Below are 21568 nucleotides of genomic sequence, written 5' to 3' on the forward strand. Positions count from 1 at the left end.
GCGCACGATCTCCAGAAATCCGGATAAGTGGAGATCCGGAAATCCGGATTTCTGGAGGCGTAAGGGCGCAGGCCGGGGGAAGGTCCGGGGCAGGATCTTGGGGCAGGCGGCGCGGGCTGTCACTGTTGCTGCCGCGCGCTGACGCGCCGCCCGTCTAGCGCCAGAGCCAGGCGCGGCTCGCCAGCAGCCCCTGCGCCTTGGCCAGCAGCCGGTGCGCCGGGCCGGTGCGGGCGGCAATGCCGGCGGCGAGGCGGTCGGCGACCACTTCCGGCGGGCAGGCGCTGCCGGTCACCGGGTCGAAATAGCGCGGATAGTCGATCAGCACCGCATGGGCGAGGGCGATCATGTCGGGCCGCGCCTGCCGGCGTTCGGGCACATGGCCCCGGTCGCGGGTGAGGCCCCAGCCGGCATAGAAGGGCGCGCCGAGGCAAGTCACCGGCTTGCCACGCAGCAGCGCCTCGAACCCCATGAGCGAGGTCATCGTCCAGACCTCGTCGCAGGCGTCGAGCAGCCGGGCGGCGTCGGCGGTGCCGGCCACCACGTCGGCATGGCGCAGGGCCTCGTCGTGCGGCACCGCCCCGGTACGCAGGCCCGCCTCCACATCCGGATGCGGCTTGAACACGATCACCGCATCGGGGTTGGCCGCCCGCGCGGCCTGTAGCAAGGCGAGATTGGTCGAAACCTCGCTTGTGCCGAGCCGGATCGAGGCGTCGTCTTCCACCTGTCCGGGCACGAGGATGCGGTGGCCTTCGGGCAGGGCGGGAATCGGGCGGTCGAGATTGTACTTGGTCAGGCGCGCCTGCACGATCCCCGCCACCAGCCGCTCGGCGCGGTGGCGCGAGCCCTCGGGCAGCTTCACCGCCTCGGCGATCAGGTGTTCGAGGCGGCATTCGCGGGTCGGATCGTAGTAGATGCCGAGATCGTCGGTGACGAGCGAGAGGGGCGGCACCAGTTCCGCCCCCAGCCCGCGCGAGCGCAGAAACCCGTCTTCGACGCGCCGCACCGGCAGATCGCCGGCATCGCCAAGGCTCGTTTCCTGCCCGGCCCAGACGATGAGGCTGCGCCCGGTCTTCCGTGCCAGCGCCACGGCGGCGCGGCCATCGCGGAAGCGCGGGCGGGCGTCGCTGCCGAAGAACCGGGTGAGCGGCGCGCGCTTCCACAGCCGCATCCCGGCGGCGACATGGCCCGCATGATCCTCGCGCCAGGCGCGGGCGCGCGCTTCCAGTGTGGTCAGCACCTGTTCCACGCCGCAAAGCGCATCGTGATAGGGGTCGTACCAGGTGGGATAGAGCACCATCGCGCCCGCGAAGATCTGTGTTCGGGTCAATGTGCGGGTGCGTCGGGGCAGGTCCTGCTCGTCGTCGGTGAGGCCCCAGCCGGCATACCAGGGCTTGCCGAACACATGCGGGCGGTGGCCGGCCAGGATCGCCTCGAACCCAAGCCCGGAGCTGACGGTATAGACCGCGACGGCGCCCTCCATCAGCGCCCAGGGGTCTACCGGATCGGTGAGCAGGCTGATGTGGCCGGTCGCATCGTCCGGGCCGAAATGGCCGGGCCGGTGCCCGGCGGCGGTTTCGGGATGGGTCTTGATGACAATGCGCAGGCCGGGATTTTCGATCTCCGCGGCGGCGAGCATCTCGCGAAAGGTGGCGGCATCGGCCCCGGCATGGGCAATCGAGGCATCGCCCCGGGTCTGGTCGACCACCAGCACATAGGGCGCCTCGGGCAGCGGGCCGGGGCGGGGGAAGGCATTGTATTTCGACAGATGCCCGCGCACCATCAGCTCCGTCGCCTCGCGAGCGCGGGTGAGCAATGCGCCATCGTCGAAGGGGTGTGTGGCCAGCAGCACTTCGAGGTCGGAGGGCGTGGCGGCGTCGAAATGCACGCCGCGCTCGTCGATCAGCAGGCCGAGCGGCGGCTCGCCGTCGCGCCCGGTGCGCAGCGAGCGCAGAAAGGCATCCTCCACCCGCACGATCCGCGCGCCGGTCTTTGCCGCCATCGCCTCGCCGCGATGCGCGGTGGGCGAGTGGCCCCACACTCCGATGGCATCGTCAGGCCCGGGCGTGCCCAGCTTCACCTCCCACCCGGCGAGGGTGAGGATGCGCCTCACGCGGGCCTGGGTGAGAAAGCCGCCGTTATAAACGAAGAGCCGCCGGGATCGGGTGCTCCCGGCGGCCCCGCTATCGGGATCGTGGCTCATGCCGGCTCAGAGGCCGGGGAAGGTGGTCGCCGCGCTGGCCAGCGAATCCGCCGCGCCGACGGTGGTGCTGAGCGCAGAGATGACCTTGGTCCACTGCACATAGGGCGCTTCGGTCACATAGACGGTATCGCCGTCGCGGATCACGAAATCGCGGGCGCGGAACATGCCGTTGGGTTCGGTGAGGTCGAGCACGTAGATCAGCCGCTGGTCACCGACCAGATCGCTGCGGCCGAGCACCGCGTTGGAAATTTCCGCCGGTTCGTTGCGGAACACGAACACGCCGGTCGGATCGGCTAGCGTCGAGACGAGGCCGCCCACCTGGGCGATGGCTTCGAGCGCCGAGAGCGTTTGCGTCTCGAACTTCACGCGGGTCTGCGAGCCGGTGGCGCCGAGCGCGGTGAAGGCGCGGGTATCGGCCTCGACCAGAATACGGTCGCCGCCGCGCAGGGCGATATCGAGTTCGGGATGTTCGAACAGATCCTGATACCAGATCTTGCCGGTCCTGGTGCCGCGGATGATCTTCACCACCGCGATCTCGGGCGGCACCGAAACGCCGCCGGCCTTGGCGAGCATCGCGCCCAGCGTGCGGGTGGGCCGCTCGATCGGGTAGACGCCCTGGCCGCCGACCGCGCCGGTCAGCGACACGGTCGAGCCGTCGCCCGCGAGGCGGGTGACCATGACCTGCGGATCAGGTGTTTGTTCCGAAAGCTTGTCGGTGATGATCCGGCGGATCGCCTCGGGCGAATTGCCCGCCGCCTTGATCCGTCCGGCATAGGGGATGAAGATGAAGCCTTGCCCGTCCACCTGCACGTCCTGCAGTCCGGCGGGCGCGCCCGCGGTGGTGAGGATACCTTCCTCGACGTTTTCCCAGATCGACACGCCGAGCACGTCGCCCGCATGGATCGTATCGGAGCCAACGACGCCGGAGCCGGTGAAATCGGATGAGAAGCCAAGTGCCGGCACCACGGCGGTGGCGCGCGTCACCCGGTCGTCCACGGCGACGACGAAGGCATCGCCCTCGCGCTGCACGGAGCCTGCGTAGATCTCGGATTTGGAGGGGCCGGATCGGGGGAGGGCATCGCAGGACGCAAGCCCCACAACACATACGAAAAGGGCCGCATTGCGCGCCCATACATTGCCCATAATATTCACTGCTCGGGCTCCTTTATGGAGGTCTGCCTCTGGTTTTTTCGCCAACCTACCGGTCTGGCGGCAAAAAATCCAGCCTGTTGCAAGGCCTTGGCTATTTCACCGCATATAACTGTTGCCGCGGCGCCGCTGTGCCGCGCGCGAGCGCGTCATAGGGGTCGTCGGGGCTGAGCATCATGTCGACCACCTGCCGCAAAAGCTGGCGGCGGCCGCGCGCCGAGTAGAAGCCGCCGGCGATCTGGCTGGTTTCCAGCAGGTAATGCCGGTAATCGCGATAGGCGCGGTTGTCGGGCCGGGTCGGGCGGGCGAAAAACTCGTCGAGTGGCTGGGTCGAGACGAAGTCCGGCTTGGCATAGACCGCGCGCCCGAAAATCCTGATCGGCAGGCCGCGCCAGAGCACCTGCTGGGCGGCGGTGGAATTGACCGTCACCGCCGAGCGGGCATGGTCGAGCAGCCGGGCGAGCTTGCCGCCGCGCACGTAATGCACCCGTTCCGTCACCCCCGCGGCGCGGGCCAGCCGGCGCACCTCGCGCCTGAGCGGCACGCGCCCGTCTTCCAGTGGATGGGCCTTGAAAACAAGGTGGTGATGGCGCGCCGCCCCCTGCGCAAATCCGTCGATGACGGTTTCGAGAAACTCGCTCATCGTCGAGAAGGGCGAATGCGCCTGGAAGCTGGAATCGTGTTCGAGCTGCAGGAGTACGAGGTGATAGGGAAAGCCGCCGGTCTTGATGCGGAAGGTGGCGAGCCAGCGGTCGGCGGCGAGGGCGGGCATCAGCAGGAGGCGGCGCAGGTAAAGGCCGAATTCCTTCGTCACCGGCAGGGCGCGGTGCGGGCGGAAGCCCCGGTAGCGCCTGTTGGCGAACATCACGAACCAGTGGTAGAGCGCGCCATAGAAGATGTGATGGCGCATGTCGCCCCAATGGGCGGGCGCTTCGGGAATGTCGCGCTCGGCATCGGCCAGCACCTTCTGCATCGCGGCGATGCTCATCTCCATCAGCCGTGAATGGCCGTTCGACCCGCCGCGCTCATAGGTGACCCAATAGGGGCGCAGATAACCTTCCTCGAAGACATGTACGTTTACCGCGCGCGCCCGGGCGATCTTCACCGCCTCGGCATGGATGAAGCGCGTATCGCCATAAAGCACGATATCGGTCACGGCCTTGTCGTCGAGGATTTCGGCAAAGCGCGCGGGCCAGCCCCGCTGATCGCCGGTATAGGGGATGAAGCTTGTGCGGTTGGGCCAGAACACGCTGTCGCCCCGGTTGAAGCCGACGCGCCAGGTCACGGCCCCGGCGGCGCGCAGCATCGTGCCGAGCCGCGCGAAGAAGGGCCCGTGCGGCCCTTGCAGAAACAAAAAAACACGGTCTTGCCCGTCGATACTCGTCATGCGCCTGCAGCCTTGCCTCTCTGCGCGCGGTTCGCCCCTTCATGGCCGTTTCGCGCGCCGATGTCACGCCTTCGGCACAGAAAACCATCGCGAGGGGGCGGTTTTGTGGCCCGGCGGCGTCAGCGTGGGGGCAGGGCGGTTAACATCCGGTGAAGCCCGGCCCTTGGCAAAGGCGCCGTGCTGGCCTAGGCATTGGCCAAAGGAGAGCGCCATGTTCACAGGGATCATCACCGATATCGGCAAGGTCGGCAGCATCGCCCGATCCGGCGACATGCATGCGCGGATCGAAACCGGCTATGACACCACCACCATCGACATCGGCGCCTCGATCGCCTCCGACGGCGTCTGCCTGACCGTGGTCGATCTCGGCCCTGGCTGGTATGAGGTTGATATCTCGGCAGAAACCCTGTCGAAGACCAATATCGACGCCTGGAGTCCGGGCCACCGGGTCAACCTCGAACGGGCGCTGAAAGTGGGCGACGAGCTGGGCGGGCATATCGTCTCGGGCCATGTCGACGGCGTGGCGGAGGTGACCTCGGTCGAGATCGAGGGCGACTCGACGCGGGTGCGCGTTCGCGCCCCCGAGGCGCTGGCCAGATTCATCGCGCCCAAGGGCTCGGTGGCGCTGAACGGCACCTCGCTCACGGTCAACGAGGTCGAGGGCAACATCTTCGGCGTGAACCTCATCGCCCATACCAAGCAGGTGACCAATTGGGGCGATGTGGCGGTGGGCGACCGGGTGAATCTGGAAATCGACACGCTGGCACGTTACGTGGCGCGGCTGAACGAGTTCGCAGAGGGTTGATCCGGCCCGGGGGACTTGGCAGCCCCCATATCTCCGGCGAGGTATTTCAGGCCAGGGAAGGTGGGCATCTTCTCTGTTCGGCAAATACCTGCAGGGGTGAGCCCGCAGGGCGAGGGGGCGGCGAGCCCCCTTTCCCTCTGGCAAAGCCGGGCGCGAGGGGTTATTTCGCCTGCGAGCGTGAGCGAGGGGATGTCATGTCAGACGGAAAAACCTACGAACAGCCGGGGCCGGTGGAGCTGAACTGGCGCGATGCGATCTCGTCGATCGAAGAGATCATCGAGGATGCCCGCAACGGGCGGATGTTCGTGCTGGTCGATCATGAAGACCGCGAGAACGAGGGCGATCTGGTGATCCCGGCGCAGATGGCCACGCCCGAAGCGGTGAACTTCATGGCGATGCACGGGCGCGGGCTGATCTGCCTCGCCATGCCCGGCGAGCGGATCGACGCGCTGGGGCTGCCGCTGATGTCGACCCAGAACGCCTCGCGGCATGAAACGGCCTTCACCGTCTCGATCGAGGCGCGCGAGGGCGTGACCACCGGGATTTCGGCCCATGACCGGGCGCATACCGTGGCGGTGGCCATCGACCCCACGAAAGGCCCCGCCGACATTGCCACGCCGGGCCATGTCTTCCCGCTGCGCGCGCGCGCCGGCGGCGTGCTGGTGCGCGCCGGCCATACCGAGGCGGCGGTGGATATCGCCCGCCTTGCCGGTCTGCAGCCCGCCGGGGTGATCTGCGAGATCATGAACGAAGACGGCTCGATGGCGCGCCTGCCCGAGCTGATCGCCTTCGCCCAGAAACACGGGCTGAAGGTGGGCACGATCTCCGATCTCATCTCCTATCGCCGCCGCCACGACAATCTGGTGAAAGAGAGCGCCCGCAAGCAGGTGACCTCGGCCCATGGCGGCGAATGGTGCATGCGCATCTTCACCGACGAGACCCAGGGCGCCGAGCATATCGTGCTGACGATGGGCGATCTGGCCGGCGATGCGCCGGTTCTGGTGCGGATGCATGCGCTGAACCCGCTGGAAGACGCGCTGGGCCTCGGGCCGGCGCCCGCCGACGAATTGCCGCGCGCGATGCAGATCATCGCCGAAGCCGGGCGCGGTGTGGTCGTGCTGCTGCGCGACCCGGCGATGAAGCTGGCGATGGACGGGGCGGTCAGCCCGCAGATCCTGCGCCAATACGGGCTCGGGGCGCAGATCCTCGCGGCCCTCGGCATCCATCGGCTGACCCTGCTGACCGACAGCCCATTGCCCAAGGTCGTCGGCCTCGATGCCTATGATCTGCATATCGAGGGCACCCATCCGATTCGCGGAGAGAAATGATGGCCGGTTCCGAACAGCATTACATCCTGCCGCGCCCGAGCTTCGATGCGCCGGTCAAGCTGCTGATCGTCGTCGCGCCCTATTACAAGGATATCGCCGACAATCTCGTTGCCGGCGCGAAGGCCGAGATCGAGGCGGCGGGGGCGAGCTGGGATCTGATCGAGGTGCCGGGCGCGCTGGAAGTGCCGTCCGCGATCTCGATGGCCGACCGGCAATCGAATTTTGACGGCTATGTCGGCCTCGGCTGCGTGATCCGGGGCGAGACGACGCATTACGACACGGTGTGCAACGACTCGTCGCGCGGGCTCATGCTGCTGGGGCTTCAGGGCCTCGCCATCGGCAACGGCATCCTGACGGTGGAAAACCGCGATCAGGCCGTGGTGCGCGCCGATCCGGCCGACCAGAACAAGGGCGGCGGCGCGGCGGCGGCGGCGCTGCACCTCATCGCGCTCAGGCGCAAGTGGGGCCGGCCCGAAAAGCCCGTGGGCTTCCGCCCCTGGGACGAGATCAGGATTGCCGATGGCGGGAGCCAGGCATGACGCTTTCGGGCAACCAGAAACGCAAGATGCGCGCGGCGGCGCGGCTCTATGCCGTGCAGGCGCTGTTTCAGATGGAAGCCTCTGGCCAGCCCGTCGACAAGGTGATCCGGGAATTCGAGGATTTCCGCTTCGGCGAGCATTTCGACGAGGGCGACATGGCGGAGGGCGATGTCGATCTGTTCCGGTTCCTGATGGAAACGGCGGTGAACTGGCAGGCGAAGATCGACCAGATGACCGACCGGGCGCTGGTGGCGAAATGGCCGATCGCACGGATCGACCCGACGCTGCGCGCGCTGTTTCGCGCCGGCGGGGCCGAGCTTGTCGAGGGCGAGACGCCGCCCAAGGTGGTGATCTCCGAATTCGTCGACATCGCGCGCGCCTTCTTCCCCGAGGGCGACGAGCCCAAATTCGCCAATGCGGTGCTCGATCATATGGCCCGCGAGGCGAAGCCCGAAGCGTTCTGAGCCGCCGCCGCGCCGGCGGTATGCGACCGCTTTTGCCCCTGCGACGGGTTGACGCTTGGCAGCGCCGTTTCAGATGCTAAGTTTGACTATGTACTCTACCCCGGGGGAAAGATCATGCCCAAGCTGGTGCGCCTGTATATCAAGAACGTCCTGTTCGGCTTCGCGCTGTCGGGGGTGTTCGTCTTTGCGCTGCTTTACACCAATGTGGCCAACCTCTGGCACCTGATCTCGACCTCCGACATGGGCTGGATCGCCGTGGTGATGCTCGTCTTCTTCAACGGCGTGGTATTCGCCGGGGTGCAATTCGCCATCTCCGTGATGCGGATGGAAACCGATGACGACGAGCCGAGGGGCGGCAAGCGCGTGCCGGTGGCGACGACGATCCCTGCCCGGGTGAAAGCCGTGGCCGAGGCCCCGCGCCGCCGCCAGCACTGAATATCTGAGACACTGCCATGACTGAGGGGGCCGCAGGCCCGCAGGCGAAGGTGCGCCCCTTCGCCAGCGGCGATATCGACTGGATCGTGCAGCGCCACGGCGCGCTCTATGCTGAGGATCAGGGCTTTGACGCTTCGTTCGAGGCGTTGGTTGCCGAGATCCTGGCGGATTTCATGGCGCGTGACCGCCGTCCGGTGGAGAACGGCTGGATCATGGAAGCGGACGGCGCGCGGCTGGGCTGCGTTTTCGTGGTTGCCGAGGACGATGAAACGGCGCGCCTACGGCTGATGCTGGTGGAACCCGGCGCGCGGGGGCAGGGTGTGGGGCAGAGCTTGCTTGAGACGGCGATCGACCATGCCCGCAGTCAGGGGTTCACCCACATGGTGCTGTGGACACAGGAAGCCCTGCACGCCGCGGTGCGGCTCTATGCGCGCAACGGGTTTCGGCTGGTCGAAAGCGCGACGGGTGTGCATTTCGGGCGCGAGATCGTCAACCAGACATGGCAAAGGGCGCTCTGACGCCGCCGCGGCTATGAGCCGTCGAACACCGTGAGGATATCCTCAAGCGGTTTCTTCATCTTCGCCACGGCGGGCACGGTGGCATTGTCCGCCGGATGGCCCACCGCAAGGATCATCACCGGTTTTTCCGAGGCCGGGCGGCCCAGCGTGGCGTTCAGAAACTTCATCGGGTTCGGTGTGTGGGTGAGGCAGCTCAGCCCCGCCTGATGCAGCGCGGCGATCAGAAAGCCGGTGGCGATGCCCACGCTTTCGGGCACGTAATAGTTCTTGAACCGCGTGCCGTCGTCCCACTCGCCCCAGCGCTGGGCGAAGATGACGATCAGCCAGGGCGCGTCCTCCAGATGCGGCTTGGCGGCGTCGGTGCCGAGCGGCTCCAGCGCCTTCAGCCATTCATCGCCCGCGCCGCCCTCGTAGAAGCGCTCTTCCTCCGCCTCCGCCTCGGCGCGGATGCGCGCCTTCAGGCCCGAGTCGGAGATCGCGGCGAAGAACCAGGGCTGGTGATTGGCGCCCGACGGCGCGCGGCCTGCCGTGGCCACCGCCCTCTCGATCACCGCGCGCGGCACCGGGCGGCGGGAGAAATCGCGCACCGAGTGGCGCTTTGTCATCAGCTCGAAAAAGGCGGTGACGCGCGCCAGCATCTCCTCGTCCGGCCAGTCGAACCGGTCGGGCAGCGGCAGCGGCGCGTGGGGCAGATTGTCTTTGGAAAACATGAGGCCCTCCGGGAACAGCCCGGCGAGCCTAGAAAGTGGCGGGACCGCACGCAACCGTTGAGGCAACTTAATTCCCGAGGACCTGTATATACAGGTGGGCGCCAGGTAACCGAACCACGATCCGGACAGAGCCAGCTCCCTCGGAAGTCTTTAAGGCCACCGGAATTTGTCCTCGTGACGAGAAGGGCAGACCGCCACCAGCCTATCTAGGCGCGCGCAGGGGCCGAAGCAACCCCGCTGCGCTCCCGCTTCTCTGTTCGTCAAATACCTCGGGGGTCCGGGGGCTGGCCCCCGGTCCGGCACTTGCCATTTGTTCATGGATTGTTCATGCTTGCCGCATGCAGGATATCGCCCTTCAACCCGGACAAATCCTCGCGCGCGGCGTGGCGCGGCATCTGCGGCTGCATGATTTCGTGTCGGTCGAGGAATTCGTGCCGGTGCGCGGGCTCCGGATGGATGTGTTCGCGCTCGGGCCGAAGGGCGAATTCTGGGTTGTCGAATGCAAGTCGAGCCGGGTCGATTTCACCTCCGACAGCAAGTGGCAGGGCTATCTCGAATGGGGCGACCGCTATTTCTGGGCGGTGGATGCCGACTTCCCGACCGAGCTTCTGCCCGCCGAGACCGGGCTGATCATCGCCGACGGTTACGATGCCGAGATCATCCGCATGGGGCCGGAGACGAAGCTCGCCCCGGCGCGGCGCAAGGTGCTCATGCAGAAATTCGCCCGCCACGCGGCAAGCCGGCTGCAGGGCTTCCGCGATCCGGGCGTCAGCGCTCTTTCCGGCCCTTGTTAGCCTTCCCGGCCAGGATGCGCGCCTGCTCGGCGGCGGCGCGGATCTCTTCGGCGATATCCTCGGCCTCGTCCGGGTCGAAATCCAGCGGCAGGTCGATCCCGTCGCCTTCGATATAGAGCCGCACCATGCCCAGCGTGGTCGGGCCGATTTGCAGGTTCGCGGCGGTATCGCTTTCGGAATTGATGCCCATGACGGCCTCCCCAGGATGACGCGCGAGCGATACTCGGGGTGCGCGCGTTTTTCAAGTGCGGGCCTCTTGCAAATGATGCGGACGGGCGGTAAATCCCTCCGGCGTGCCGCCTTAGCTCAGTTGGTTAGAGCGCTGGATTGTGGATCCAGAGGTCCCCCGTTCGAGCCGGGGAGGCGGTACCATCTCTCTCCACATGGCAATCGCGTCGGGCCTTGTCACCGCGCTGGATGCGGGCTTGTCACTCTGCGACTTCTTTGAGGAATTCCGAAAAAGCCTGATAGGCCGCGCCCCAGGGAAATTTGAAGAACGGGTCGGGTTCGCGCCATCCTTCGCCGTAATTGAGCGCGAGCATCTTCTCGGGTTCGGCGGGAATATCGTAGCCGGTAACCGGGCAGGGCCGTGTGGGAAACACCTCGTCGCGCTTCAGCTGCCCGCGCGTATGCGGGTAGACATAGACCTTGCCATTGGCGACCCAGGCCGGGAACAGGTCGATCTCGGTCGCGCCGGCGGGCCGCAGCTTGGCGATGCCGCGCACCTTCTTGCCCTCTGGGTCCAGCAGCCCCTTTTGCTCAAGCTCCGCCAGCAGCCCCTTCCAGGCCGCCGCCGCCTTGCGCTCGCTGGTGGCGGGGATCACCACGGCAAGGTCGATATCGTCGTCATGTTCGATCAGCCTGCCATCGCGCACCACGCCAAGCAGGGTGCCGGAATTGAGGAAGACCTCGTATCCCTCCTGCTTCAGATCCGCGATCAGCGTGCCCACATGGTCCCAGACATGATCGTGGTCGAGCGTGGAGAAATTGCTCGTCTTGAAGCCGTGATTGGTGAAGATCTCGGGCGCGAGGTAGTCGTCGATCTGTTGTTTCAGCCGGTCGAACCGGTCGCTCTCGCCGCGCACTTCGCGTTGGGCGCGCAGGGCGTTCAGATGCGCCATGGTCTGCGACGGGCGGATGCGCCCGATCATGCAGACGAGCACCATCGCCTCGTACCAGTCCAGGCCAGGCTTGCGCGGGCGCAACTCCTTCAACTCGCCGAAATAGTGCCAATGCGGGAAGTCACCGCGCGGCGCGAGGATCTCGGCCAGCGCGATGGCGCGGATTTCGGCGGTTCGGCCCGGGGTTGCGGGGGCCTTTTTCTTTACTGTCGGCATCTGCTCTACTCGTCCGCGCCCCCGGTTGCGTCCGGGGTTGGAATTGGCTGCGATACTGTCCGACGCGCGGTTTGCTGACAAGTCTTGCGGGAAAAAGGGTTAAACCTCTGTGGCTTGTTCGCGTCAGCCACCGGGGGTGACGGCGATCTCCTGGCGCAGCGTGGTGCCGTCGAGGCCATAGATCAGGATGCGCCCGTCATCGGTGACCACGCCAAGCCAGTCGGGGCCACGGGTGATCGCGGTGGCGGCCACACCATCGGGCAGCGCGATCTGGTCGGGGAGCGGCACGGTGCCCTCGGCATTGAAGCGCATGACAATCACGGCGATCAGCACTATGAAGCCCGCAATCATCGTTACCGTCAGGGCTGTCACCAGCGTCTTGAGGTAGCGCAGGAGCCGCGCGTCTTTCTCGGGGAGGGGAGCCTCGTCCATGCCAGTGCCTTCCATCGTCCGGGTCACCATCGCCGACGACCCGCCTTCGCGCCTTGATAAGGCGCTGGCGCGCGATGTGCCAGAGCAAGCGGCGCTGAGCCGGTCGCGGCTGGCGCGACTGATCGCCGAGGGCGCGGTGACGCGCGATGGCGCGCCGCTGACCGACGCGAAGGCGAAGGTGGCGGCGGGCGAGGTGATCGAGATCGCCGTGCCGGAGGCCGGGGAAAGCCATATCGCGCCGGAAGAGATCGCGCTCGATATCGTCTACGAGGATGACGACCTCATCGTCATCAACAAGCCCGCCGGCATGGTGGTGCACCCCGCGCCGGGCAGCCCGAGCGGCACGCTGGTCAACGCGCTGCTGGCCCATTGCGGCGATACGTTGTCGGGTGTGGGCGGCGAGAAGCGGCCCGGCGTGGTGCACCGGATCGACAAGGATACGTCGGGCCTGCTCGTTGTCGCCAAGTCCGACGCCGCGCATCACGGCCTTGCCGCGCAGTTCGAGCGCCACAGCGTCGACCGGCACTACCGCGCCGTGGTGTTCGGCCTGCCGGATATGGGCGATCCACGCCTGAAGGGCGTGAAGGGGGCGAGCTTCGAGCCGGGCAACGTGCTGAAGATCACCACCCAGCTCGCCCGCCACAAGACCGACCGGCAGCGTCAGGCGGTGGTCTGGTCGAACGGCCGCCACGCGGTGACGCGGGCGCGGGTGGTCGAGGCTTATGGCACGCCGCCGGCGGTGGCGCTGGTGGATTGCTGGCTGGAAACCGGGCGCACGCACCAGATCCGCGTGCATATGGCCCATGCCGGCCACGCGCTGGTGGGCGACCCGGTCTATGGCGGGCGGCGCAAGCTGGGCGAAAAGGCGGTGGGCGCGGCGGCGGCGGAGGCGGTGCGCGCCTTTCCCCGTCAGGCGCTGCACGCGGCGACGCTGGGCTTTGTTCATCCCATCACCGGCGAAGCGATGCGCTTCGAGGCGCCGCTGCCGGACGATATGGCGGGCCTGATCGCGGCGCTCAGGGGCGCGGCGGGCGGAACGCTCTGAACAGCAGCCAGAGCATCAGGATCAGTTCGCCGAGGAATACATAAGCGGCCAGGTTCAGCGCGTAATCCGGCGTCAGCGCCAGTCCGATGGCGTCGATCAGATAGCCCAGCCCGGCAAGCCCGACCAGCCAGGCGATCCAGCCGGGCAGGAAAGGCGCCCGCAAACCGACGGCGGCGAGCGCAAGAAGGTGAAGGCCGAAAATGCTCAGGCTCAGCCCCCAACCATCGGAAAAGACGGTGACCTGTTGCAAAGCGCCCTGGATGCCGTCATCCGTGCCGCCCTGCACCAGCCTGCGGGCGGCGAGAAGGTGCAGGCACAGCCCGGCGAGGATGATCGCATAGGCGATCCGCAGGATCATCGCGCCGCGCGACATCGCCGGCCAGACCGGGCGGAATACCCGATCCAGCCCGACCGCGACGACGATATCCAGCACCGCGATCGCGGCGAAGGCCCAGAGCGCGGTCAGCAGCGGGCGCAGGAGCGCGCGGCTCTCCGCCGCGTCTGGAGCGGCGGCGATATCGGGCAGGCCCTGCAGGGTGAACATGCCGAGCGGGCCAAGCCCGGTCATCGCGGCGAGCCCGAGCCCGGCAACAAGTGCGGCGCGGCGGGGGAAGGGGGGATATCGGGTCATGGCGCGGAGCATAACACAGCGATTGCCCGGGCCGAACGCGGATATGAGGCGATATGCGGCGCAAAAACCTGATTGAAACACTCTGCAATTCGGCGTGACCCCCCTGTTTCTCCGACGGAAACGGGTTCATACTTCGTTCAATTCCCTGCGATAGGGAGAAGTTCGACGTCTTGAATGCCGTGTATTGGCCCTTATATCCAATGTTAAGCCTCGAAACATTCGAGCGCATAAGGGAGAGCCTATGAGCAACTACCAGAATTTGCCGGCCCCGACCCCGGAAGGCGGCCTGAACCGATATCTTCAGGAAATCCGCAAGTTTCCGATGCTGGAGCCGGAACAGGAATACATGCTGGCCAAGCGCTGGGTGGATCACGAAGACACCGACGCGGCGCACCAGCTCGTCACCAGCCATCTGCGGCTCGCCGCCAAGATCGCGATGGGCTATCGCGGCTATGGGCTGCCGCAGGCGGAGGTGATCTCGGAAGCCAATGTGGGCCTGATGCAGGCCGTGAAGCGGTTTGACCCGGAGAAGGGCTTCCGCCTCGCCACCTATGCGATGTGGTGGATTCGCGCCTCGATCCAGGAATATATCCTGCGTTCGTGGTCGCTGGTGAAGCTTGGCACCACCTCGGCGCAGAAGAAGCTGTTTTTCAACCTGCGCAAGGCCAAGGCCCGGATCGGTGCGCTGGAAGAGGGCGATATGCACCCCGACAACGTCAAGAAGATCGCCAACGATCTCAACGTGACCGAGGACGAGGTGATCTCGATGAACCGGCGGATGTCGGGCGGCGATGCCTCGCTCAACGCCACGATCTCGGCCGATGGCGATTCGTCGATGCAATGGCAGGACTGGCTTGAGGACGAGGATGCCGACCAGGCCAGCGATTACGAGGCGCGCGACGAGCTGGAAACCCGGCGCGAGATGCTGGTGGAGGCGATGAGCGTGCTCAACGACCGTGAGAAGGACATTCTCACCCAGCGCCGCCTGACCGACCGGACGATCACGCTCGAAGACCTCAGCGAGCAATATGGCGTGAGCCGCGAGCGCATTCGCCAGATCGAGGTGCGGGCCTTCGAGAAGCTGCAAAAGCGGATGCAGGAACTCGCCGCCGACAAGGGCCTGCTTGAAAGCGCCTAACACCACGGTTTCTTGATGATTTTCCCGTCCGGGGCTACACTCGGGCGGGATTTTTCGGGAGAGGCGACGATGGCTGATTTTCTGCGCTGGGGCATTCTGGGGGCCGCGAATTTCGCCGCCGAACATATGGGGCCCGCGATCCATGCGGCGCGCGGCAACCGGCTGGTGGCGCTCGCCACCTCGACGCCGGCCAAGGCCGCGCCCTTCGAGGCGTTTTGCCCTGGGCTCGATGTGTTTCTCGACTATGACGCGATGCTGGAATGGGATGCGATCGACGCGGTTTACATTCCGCTGCCCAACCATCTGCATGTGGACTGGACGAAAAAAGCGCTGGAGGCCGGCAAGCATGTGCTGACCGAAAAGCCCATCGCGATGGTGGCGAGCGAGATCGACGAGCTGATCGCGCTGCGCGACAAGACCGGGCTGGTCGCCGCCGAAGCCTTCATGATCGTGCATCACCCGCAATGGAGCCGGGTGCGCGAGATCGTCGCTTCGGGCGAGATCGGCGCCGTGGCGCATGTCGATACCGTGTTCAGCTACGACAATCGCGACGACACCGCCAATATCCGCAACCGGCCCGAAACCGGCGGCGGCGGCATCCGCGATATCGGCGTCTACACCTATTCCTCGGTGCGTTTCGCCATGGGCGCGGAGCCGGTCAACCTCGCCGCTCGGATCAAGCGCGAAAACGGGGTCGATACCTGGGCGCAGGTGGTCGGCGAGATGGAGGGGCCGGGGGGCCGCTTCACCTATTCGGCGATGACCTCGATGCGCCTCGCGCCGCGTCAGGAAGTGGTGTTCCACGGCGACAAGGGCACGATCACCGTGAGCGCGCCGTTCAATGCCGGCGTCTTCGCCGAGGCGCTGGTGCATGTGCGCGATCTTGCCGGTACCGTGCGCACCGAGCGCTGGCCGCGCGTGAACCAATATGCGCTGCAGGTCGAGAATTTTGCCCGCACCGTGCGCGAGGGGGTGGCCTATCCGTGCCCGCTTGAATTTTCCAAGGGGACCCAGGCGATGATCGACATGGTCTTCGCCAATGCGGTGGAGATCGGCTGAAACGCATCGGATCGCCTTGAAAACAAGGGCTTTCACCCCCATCTTTAGAACAGGAAAGGGGGACGCCATGAAACCGATCAAAACGCTTGTTCTGCTTGCGAACGATGCCCATGCGCGGCTGTTTGAAAACCACGGGCCGGGTAAGGGGCTGAGTGAAATCGAAGATCTCGCCGCCTCGGTGCTGGCCGAGGCCGATATTCGCTATGCCGACCGGCCGGGGCGCAGTTCCGCCGCGCCCGGGATGGCGCAACATGCCTTTGCCGACCAGGCCGAAGCCGAACACGATCAGGCGCAGGCCGTGTTCGTGAAGGCGGTGCTGGCCGAAACCGAGAGCCGTTTTGCGGAAGGCGGGTTTGAGCGCTTCGTGCTTGCCGCCGCCCCGTCGACGCTGGGTGTGCTGCGCGCCGGCCTGCCTGCCAGGCTCGAAAAAGCTCTGGTGGTGGACGTGGCCAAGGATTTCGTCAAACTGAAACCGGCCGAGGTGGTTGAACGCCTGGCGGGCGATATCGTGCTCTAGGAGGGCGCTATGGCGAAAAAAACGACGAAGAAACCTGCCGAAGAGGACGTGGAACCGACCGTGCTGGAAGAGCCGGGCGTCGAAGATGCGCCTGAAATCGACTGGGACGATGATGACAACAATGTCTGGCTGCGGGGGCTTTATATGCTGATCCTCGGTGTGCTGTTCGAGCTTGGCCGGGCGATCCTGTGGATTGCGGCGGTGCTGCAATTCCTGTGGCTGCTGTTTGCCAAGGAGAAGAACCGGCCGATCGCCGATTTCGGCAAGGATCTGTCGGACTGGCTGGCGCGGATCACCTTGTTCCAGACCGGCGCGACCGAAGACAAGCCTTTCCCCTTCGAGAGATGGGGCAAGGCCGACTAGGCTGACCGGCGGGAGGAAGGTTCATGGCCGGTGGCTGGACCCGCGACGGTGCGGTGAACGAACAGATCGAGGCCTCGATTGCCGAGGAGCTCGAACGGTTGAGGGCGCGCTCTGGCCCGCAAGGCGAGAGCGCGCTTGAATGCGTGGAATGCGGTGAGGAAATCCCCGAGGCGCGGCGTAAGGCTTTGCCGGGGGTGAAGCTCTGCATCGACTGTCAGCAGGAGCGCGACGGCGCCTTTAAGGCGCGGCCGGGGATCAACCGGCGCGGCTCGAAGGACAGCCAGCTGAAATGAGGTTTCGACCCGGGCTTGCGCCCGGGCCGACCGGTCGGGGGGCGCTGCCCCCCGTGCCCCCCGAGGTATTTTGCGAACAGAGAAGAGGGCGGGTCAGCGCAGGGCTGCGAGGTCGAGGCGCATGATATGGGCTGGGCCGGCGCGGGTGTCGATCCGCTCGCCGCTGTCCTGCCAGCCGCCGGCGAGGTAGAGCCGGCGGGCGACAGGGTTGGCCTCGTCGACGGCGAGGGTGGCGCGCGGGGCGGTGTAGCATGCGGCGAGATAGGCAGGCAGGGCGGCGGCGAAGGCGCGGCCATGGCCCCGGCCCTGGTATTGCGCGCCGATCAGCAAACCGCGCAGGCCGATCTCGTCGGGTGCGACCCAGGTGAAGGTGGAGATGCCGGGCGGGTCGATCTTGAAGAAGCCGACGATCGCGGCGGTATCGCGGATCACATGGAAATCGACGCCTTGCGTGGGTTCGGCGAGCATCTGGTCGATGGGCGCGACGAACAGGCTCTGTTCGTCGCGCAGATCGAGGTGGCGGACCTGTTCGCCGGCGTCGCGGGAGAGGGGCGCGAGGGTGAGCGCGCTCACCCCTCCATCGCCTCCAGTTCGTCGATGAAGCCCGAGATCATGCTCAGCCCCTTGTCCCAGAATGTCGGGTCGGAGGCGTCGAGGCCGAACGGGGCGAGCAGGGCCTTGTGGTGTTTCGACCCGCCCGCTTTCAGCATCTCGAAATACTTCTCCTGGAAGGCCGGATCGCCTTCCTCGTAGACGGCATAGAGCGCGTTCACCAGCCCGTCTCCGAAGGCATAGGCGTAGACGTAGAAGGGCGAGTGGACGAAATGGGGGATGTAGGACCAGAAGGTCTCATAGCCCTCCATGAAGGTAAATGCCGGGCCGAGGCTTTCGGCCTGAACCGACATCCACAGCGCGTTGATATCCTCGGGGGTGAGTTCGCCGCCGCGCCGGGCCTCGTGCAGTTTGCACTCGAAATCGTAAAACGCGATCTGGCGCACCACGGTGTTGATCATGTCTTCGACCTTGCCGGCCAGCAGCACCTTTTTCTGGGCGTCGTCCCTGGCGTTGTCGAGCAGTTTGCGGAAGGTGAGCATTTCGCCGAAGACCGAAGCGGTTTCGGCCAAAGTCAGCGGGGTCTGGCTGAGAAGCTCGCCTTGCCCCGCCGCCAGCACCTGGTGCACGCCGTGGCCAAGCTCATGAGCCAGCGTCATCACGTCGCGCGGTTTGCCGAGGTAGTTCAGCATCACGTAAGGATGCGCATCGGTGACGGTGGGGTGGGCGAAGGCGCCGGGGGCCTTGCCGGGCTTCACTCCGGCGTCGATCCAGCCTTTCTGGAAGAACGGCTCGGCGATCTCGGCCATCTCGGGAGCGAAGGCCGAATAGGCGTCGAGCACGGTGGCGCGGGCATCGTCCCAGCCGACCACGCGGGTGTCTTCCATCGGCAGCGGCGCGTTGCGGTCCCAGACCTCCAGCACATCGAGGCCGAGCCATTTGCGCTTGAGCTCGTAATAGCGGTGCGACAGCTTGGGATAGGCCGCGACTACCGCGTTGCGCAGCGCCTCGACCACTTCCGGCTCGACATGGTTGGCAAGGTGGCGGCCGGTCTGCGGCGTGGGCATCTTGCGCCAGCGATCCTCGATTTCCTTTTCCTTCGCCAGCGTGTTGTGGACGCGGGAGAACAGCTTGATGTTGGCGCCGAACACGCGGGCCAGCTCGCGCGCGGCGGCTTCGCGCTTGGAGCGGTCCTGCTCGGTGAGCAGGTTCAGGCAGGCTTCGAGCGGCATCTCGTCCTCGCCCTCGGGCTGGAAGGCGAGGCCGGCCATCGTTTCGTCAAACAGCTTGTTCCAGGCCGCGGCGCCGACCGAGGACTGGTCGTGCAGGAACTTTTCCAGCTCGTCGGAGAGCTGGTAGGGCCGCATCGCCCGCATCCGCTCGAAGACCGGCTTGTAGCGCGCCAGATCGGCATTGGCGGCGATCAGGGCGTCGAGCGTCTCATCTGGGAGGCGGTTGAGCTCAAGTGTGAAAAAGACAAGCGAATTGGTGTAATCGGTGACTTTCTCCTGCAGGTTTTGCAGGAATTGTGCACGTTCGCCATCCATCGTGTTCTGGTAATAGCGCAGGCCGGCAAAGGACATCAGCCGCCCGCCGACGCGCTCGATATCCTCGTAAGCGCGCACGCAGGCCAGCAGCCCCTCGCTGTCGAGCTCCGACAGTTTGCCCTCGTAGCGCGCGGCGAAATCGGCGCAGGCTTTCTCGACGAAGGCGAGGTCGCGCGCCACTTCCGGCGCATCCGGCGCGGCGTAGAGGTCGGTCAGATCCCAATCGGGCAGCGGGCCGAGATCGCCCGGGCCGCCGGCCCCGGCATTGGCATCACGGACGGGTCGGGGCAGGGAAAGCGCGCGCATGGTGTCTCCTTCAAGATTGCAGATCCAGACATAGGCGCCGGGGCGGCGCGGCTCAATGCCAAAGCGGCGCGGGGCGGGTGCGGCCGCAATGGTTAATCGTTGTGTGGCGGCGTGGCGGCGATTGTCGTCGCGCGGGAGACATTGCGCGCGGCCCCCTGCATTCATTGCCGCAGACCCATGTAATCAAGCCCAAAAACCTCAATTGCGCCCAAATTTCGCCACTCTTGGAGAGTTAAAGAGACGATGGACAATTGTAAGGGCCGCGCCGTGAAAGGCGGGGACAGGTCCAGGGAAAGGGACAGCGATGGTAGGGCACTGCACAACAGAGCAGGACCAGTGCGACGGCCAAAAGGCGAAACGGCGCGAGGGGTTTCTGCGTTCGGAAGACGGGTCTCTGATCATCTTCGCGCTGATGATCTTCATGCTGATGCTCGCGGCCGGGGGCCTTGGGGTGGACTTCATGCGCTATGAGGCGCACCGCGCCCGGCTGCAGGCCACGCTGGACCGTGCGATCCTCGCCGCGGCCAGCCTCGATCAGCCGCTCGACCCGGACGAGGTGGTGCTGGACTACTTCGAGAAAGCCGGCCTTGGCCAATACATTACCGAAGACGACATTCATTTCACCGACTCTGCCAATGCGCGCTATGTCGAGGTGAATGTGTCGATGCCGGTGAAATCGACCTTCCTCAATTTCGTCGGGATCTCCGAGCTTCAGGCGCCCGCCGTGGGCGCCGCGCAGCAGATGGCGGTGGATACCGAGATTTCGCTGGTGCTCGACGCCTCGACGTCGATGGACAGCTATTCCTATTCGGGCGGCGACGACAAGATCGAGATCCTGAAAGACGCCGCGAGGCAGTTCGTCAACATCATGACCTGCGATCCCGCCGATCCGGACAAGACCACCGAGTGCACCGTGCTGCCCGGCACGATCTCGATTTCGATCGTTCCCTATGCCGAGCAGGTGGTGGCGGGCGAAGACATTCTGTCGCGCCTGCCGGTGACAGCCGAGCATACCAATTCCTCCTGCGTGACCTTCGACGATGAGGACTTCAATAGCGCCGTGATAGGCGAAACCACCGAGTTCAATCGCACTGGTGATTTTGATGCCCGCTCGGGGCGCGATAACGCACCGACCGACAGCAGGAAAACCTGCAAATCCGCATCCTGGCGCGAAATCACGCCGCTTGAAGGCGATGGCGAGATCCTGCGCGGAAACATCCAGGCGCTGCGCTCGATCAGGAGCGGCACCGATTACACATCCATCGACGTGGCGATGAAATGGGGCACGATCATGCTCGATCCGGCGATTCAGCCGATGCTGAGCGATATCGTCGACGAGGATTTCACCAACCGTCCGCTGCCCTGGACCTCGCGCTCGAAGGTGATCGTGCTGATGACGGACGGGGCGAACACGACGCAATACTACCTCCATGACGGCTACCGTTCCGGCCCCTCCGGCGTTTGGCGCACGAATGACAAGGTGAGTTCGGGATCTTATTGGGGCGGCAGCGACTACGTCTATTCGATCTACAACCCGTCGCGTGACGAATACTACATCAAGCACCCGTATGACGATGCGATCGACGGCGAATATCTCGACCATCCCTACGGGACGGGTACCTACCAGGCGTGCAGCCAGAGCTGGAATGGCTGGCGTTGGGTGACAACCTGCAACGATGTGACCGAGCCGGGGAACGGCGCGATGCAGTACACCTTCCCGCAGCTTTGGGAGGTGAAAACCTGGGCCTGGTATGAGCAGTTCAGCTTCCTCGGCGATCCGGGAACTTCGATCGGCACAAGCGGCAAGAACGACCGGCTGCTCGATATCTGCGATGCCGCGAAAGCACGGAATATTCAGGTTTTCACCGTCGGCTTCGAGACCTCTTACGGCGACCGCGCGGTGCTGAGGGACTGCGCTACCTCGGATGGCCACTATTTCGATGTGAACGGGCTCGATCTGACCGATGCCTTCGCCTCGATCGCGCGCGAGATTTCGAAACTGAGACTCGTGAACTAGGG

At 65.6% G+C, this 21568-nt stretch carries 24 protein-coding genes, 1 tRNA gene and 1 other RNA gene; 15 read left to right on the top strand and 11 right to left on the bottom strand.

Annotated elements, in window-relative coordinates; translation table 11 throughout:
• Positions 1 to 154: 154 nt before the first annotated feature.
• The 3 genes from QMG28_RS12890 to QMG28_RS12900 all read right to left on the bottom strand — a co-directional run bounded on the left by QMG28_RS12890 (position 155) and on the right by QMG28_RS12900 (position 4736).
• Positions 155 to 2200 carry a capsule polysaccharide biogenesis protein gene (locus QMG28_RS12890; RefSeq protein WP_281842719.1) on the bottom strand — a complete coding sequence of 682 codons (2046 nt, stop codon included), beginning with the start codon at positions 2198 to 2200 and terminating at the stop codon, positions 155 to 157.
• Positions 2201 to 2206: 6 nt separating this feature from the next.
• A complete protein-coding gene (locus QMG28_RS12895; RefSeq protein WP_281842787.1) occupies positions 2207 to 3343 on the bottom strand; it encodes a polysaccharide biosynthesis/export family protein in 1137 nt (378 codons plus the stop codon).
• Positions 3344 to 3443: 100 nt separating this feature from the next.
• Positions 3444 to 4736: a capsule polysaccharide biogenesis protein gene (locus QMG28_RS12900; RefSeq protein ID WP_281842720.1), complete on the bottom strand. Its 1293-nt coding sequence runs from the start codon at positions 4734 to 4736 to the stop codon at positions 3444 to 3446.
• 211 nt (positions 4737 to 4947) lie between these two features.
• On the opposite strand from QMG28_RS12900, the gene QMG28_RS12905 reads away from it, so the two are divergent.
• The 6 genes from QMG28_RS12905 to QMG28_RS12930 all read left to right on the top strand — a co-directional run bounded on the left by QMG28_RS12905 (position 4948) and on the right by QMG28_RS12930 (position 8825).
• Positions 4948 to 5541, top strand: a complete 594-nt coding sequence (locus QMG28_RS12905; RefSeq protein WP_281842721.1) for a riboflavin synthase — start codon at positions 4948 to 4950, stop codon at positions 5539 to 5541.
• 194 nt (positions 5542 to 5735) lie between these two features.
• Entirely contained in the window at positions 5736 to 6869 is a 1134-nt protein-coding gene (ribB, locus tag QMG28_RS12910) for a 3,4-dihydroxy-2-butanone-4-phosphate synthase (protein WP_281842722.1), read from the top strand.
• Positions 6869 to 7408 (top strand): 6,7-dimethyl-8-ribityllumazine synthase, encoded by a 540-nt coding sequence (locus tag QMG28_RS12915; protein ID WP_281842723.1) that lies wholly within the window; start codon positions 6869 to 6871, stop codon positions 7406 to 7408. Before ribB ends, QMG28_RS12915 begins: the two co-directional genes overlap by 1 nt.
• Positions 7405 to 7872: a transcription antitermination factor NusB gene (gene nusB / locus QMG28_RS12920; protein WP_281842724.1), complete on the top strand. Its 468-nt coding sequence runs from the start codon at positions 7405 to 7407 to the stop codon at positions 7870 to 7872. Before QMG28_RS12915 ends, nusB begins: the two co-directional genes overlap by 4 nt.
• A 114-nt stretch (positions 7873 to 7986) precedes the next feature.
• A complete protein-coding gene (locus tag QMG28_RS12925) occupies positions 7987 to 8307 on the top strand; it encodes a hypothetical protein (protein WP_281842725.1) in 321 nt (106 codons plus the stop codon).
• Between the two features lie 17 nt (positions 8308 to 8324).
• Positions 8325 to 8825 carry a GNAT family N-acetyltransferase gene (locus tag QMG28_RS12930; protein ID WP_281842726.1) on the top strand — a complete coding sequence of 167 codons (501 nt, stop codon included), beginning with the start codon at positions 8325 to 8327 and terminating at the stop codon, positions 8823 to 8825.
• An 11-nt stretch (positions 8826 to 8836) separates the two neighbouring features.
• Here QMG28_RS12930 and QMG28_RS12935 read toward each other — a convergent pair whose 3' ends face one another.
• Positions 8837 to 9535, bottom strand: coding sequence for a nitroreductase family protein (locus QMG28_RS12935; RefSeq protein ID WP_281842727.1), 699 nt, complete (start codon positions 9533 to 9535; stop codon positions 8837 to 8839).
• A 37-nt stretch (positions 9536 to 9572) separates the two neighbouring features.
• A non-coding RNA gene (gene ssrS, locus QMG28_RS21040) (6S RNA) lies at positions 9573 to 9731 on the bottom strand.
• A gap of 142 nt (positions 9732 to 9873) precedes the next feature.
• Here ssrS and QMG28_RS12940 point away from each other — a divergent pair.
• Positions 9874 to 10329, top strand: a complete 456-nt coding sequence (locus QMG28_RS12940; protein WP_281842728.1) for an MmcB family DNA repair protein — start codon at positions 9874 to 9876, stop codon at positions 10327 to 10329.
• Here QMG28_RS12940 and QMG28_RS12945 read toward each other — a convergent pair.
• A complete protein-coding gene (locus tag QMG28_RS12945) occupies positions 10304 to 10519 on the bottom strand; it encodes a DUF6324 family protein (RefSeq protein ID WP_281842729.1) in 216 nt (71 codons plus the stop codon). The genes QMG28_RS12940 and QMG28_RS12945 overlap by 26 nt on opposite strands.
• A gap of 105 nt (positions 10520 to 10624) precedes the next feature.
• Between QMG28_RS12945 and QMG28_RS12950 the strand changes: the two genes are divergently transcribed.
• Positions 10625 to 10701, top strand: a tRNA-His gene (locus tag QMG28_RS12950).
• Positions 10702 to 10757: 56 nt separating this feature from the next.
• Here QMG28_RS12950 and QMG28_RS12955 read toward each other — a convergent pair.
• Positions 10758 to 11666, bottom strand: coding sequence for a LicD family protein (locus QMG28_RS12955; protein WP_281842730.1), 909 nt, complete (start codon positions 11664 to 11666; stop codon positions 10758 to 10760).
• 123 nt (positions 11667 to 11789) lie between these two features.
• Positions 11790 to 12098 carry a DUF6476 family protein gene (locus tag QMG28_RS12960; RefSeq protein WP_281842731.1) on the bottom strand — a complete coding sequence of 103 codons (309 nt, stop codon included), beginning with the start codon at positions 12096 to 12098 and terminating at the stop codon, positions 11790 to 11792.
• Between QMG28_RS12960 and QMG28_RS12965 the strand changes: the two genes are divergently transcribed.
• Entirely contained in the window at positions 12097 to 13143 is a 1047-nt protein-coding gene (locus QMG28_RS12965) for an RluA family pseudouridine synthase (protein ID WP_281842732.1), read from the top strand. The genes QMG28_RS12960 and QMG28_RS12965 overlap by 2 nt on opposite strands.
• Here QMG28_RS12965 and QMG28_RS12970 read toward each other — a convergent pair.
• Positions 13115 to 13774, bottom strand: a complete 660-nt coding sequence (locus QMG28_RS12970; protein ID WP_281842733.1) for a DUF4386 domain-containing protein — start codon at positions 13772 to 13774, stop codon at positions 13115 to 13117. The two genes, QMG28_RS12965 and QMG28_RS12970, sit on opposite strands and share 29 nt — an antisense overlap.
• A gap of 241 nt (positions 13775 to 14015) precedes the next feature.
• On the opposite strand from QMG28_RS12970, the gene rpoH reads away from it, so the two are divergent.
• The 5 genes from rpoH (at position 14016) to QMG28_RS12995 (ending at position 17144) form a co-directional block, all read left to right on the top strand.
• Positions 14016 to 14912: an RNA polymerase sigma factor RpoH gene (gene rpoH / locus QMG28_RS12975; protein ID WP_281842734.1), complete on the top strand. Its 897-nt coding sequence runs from the start codon at positions 14016 to 14018 to the stop codon at positions 14910 to 14912.
• 69 nt (positions 14913 to 14981) lie between these two features.
• Entirely contained in the window at positions 14982 to 15971 is a 990-nt protein-coding gene (locus QMG28_RS12980; protein ID WP_281842735.1) for a Gfo/Idh/MocA family protein, read from the top strand.
• Positions 15972 to 16038: 67 nt separating this feature from the next.
• The gene (locus tag QMG28_RS12985; protein WP_281842736.1) at positions 16039 to 16488 is read left to right on the top strand and encodes a baeRF12 domain-containing protein; all 450 of its coding nucleotides are present in this window, start codon (positions 16039 to 16041) and stop codon (positions 16486 to 16488) included.
• Positions 16489 to 16497: 9 nt separating this feature from the next.
• The gene (locus tag QMG28_RS12990) at positions 16498 to 16851 is read left to right on the top strand and encodes a DUF4389 domain-containing protein (RefSeq protein WP_281842737.1); all 354 of its coding nucleotides are present in this window, start codon (positions 16498 to 16500) and stop codon (positions 16849 to 16851) included.
• Positions 16852 to 16874: 23 nt separating this feature from the next.
• Positions 16875 to 17144 carry a DksA/TraR family C4-type zinc finger protein gene (locus QMG28_RS12995; RefSeq protein ID WP_281842738.1) on the top strand — a complete coding sequence of 90 codons (270 nt, stop codon included), beginning with the start codon at positions 16875 to 16877 and terminating at the stop codon, positions 17142 to 17144.
• Between the two features lie 93 nt (positions 17145 to 17237).
• Here the strand turns inward: QMG28_RS12995 and QMG28_RS13000 are convergent, their stop codons facing one another.
• Both QMG28_RS13000 and QMG28_RS13005 read right to left on the bottom strand, forming a co-directional pair.
• Complete coding sequence (locus QMG28_RS13000; protein WP_281842739.1) at positions 17238 to 17717, bottom strand: GNAT family N-acetyltransferase; 480 nt, start codon at positions 17715 to 17717, stop codon at positions 17238 to 17240.
• Positions 17714 to 19549: a M3 family oligoendopeptidase gene (locus tag QMG28_RS13005; protein ID WP_281842740.1), complete on the bottom strand. Its 1836-nt coding sequence runs from the start codon at positions 19547 to 19549 to the stop codon at positions 17714 to 17716. Before QMG28_RS13005 ends, QMG28_RS13000 begins: the two co-directional genes overlap by 4 nt.
• A 304-nt stretch (positions 19550 to 19853) precedes the next feature.
• Here QMG28_RS13005 and QMG28_RS13010 point away from each other — a divergent pair, with 304 nt between their 5' ends.
• On the top strand, positions 19854 to 21566 hold the full coding sequence (locus QMG28_RS13010) for a Tad domain-containing protein (protein ID WP_281842741.1): 1713 nt from the start codon (positions 19854 to 19856) through the stop codon (positions 21564 to 21566).
• The last annotated feature ends 2 nt before the right edge of the window (positions 21567 to 21568 follow it).

Origin of the sequence: Sinisalibacter aestuarii, assembly GCF_027923545.1 — a bacterium.
In the GTDB taxonomy this organism is placed as follows: domain Bacteria; phylum Pseudomonadota; class Alphaproteobacteria; order Rhodobacterales; family Rhodobacteraceae; genus Sinisalibacter; species Sinisalibacter aestuarii.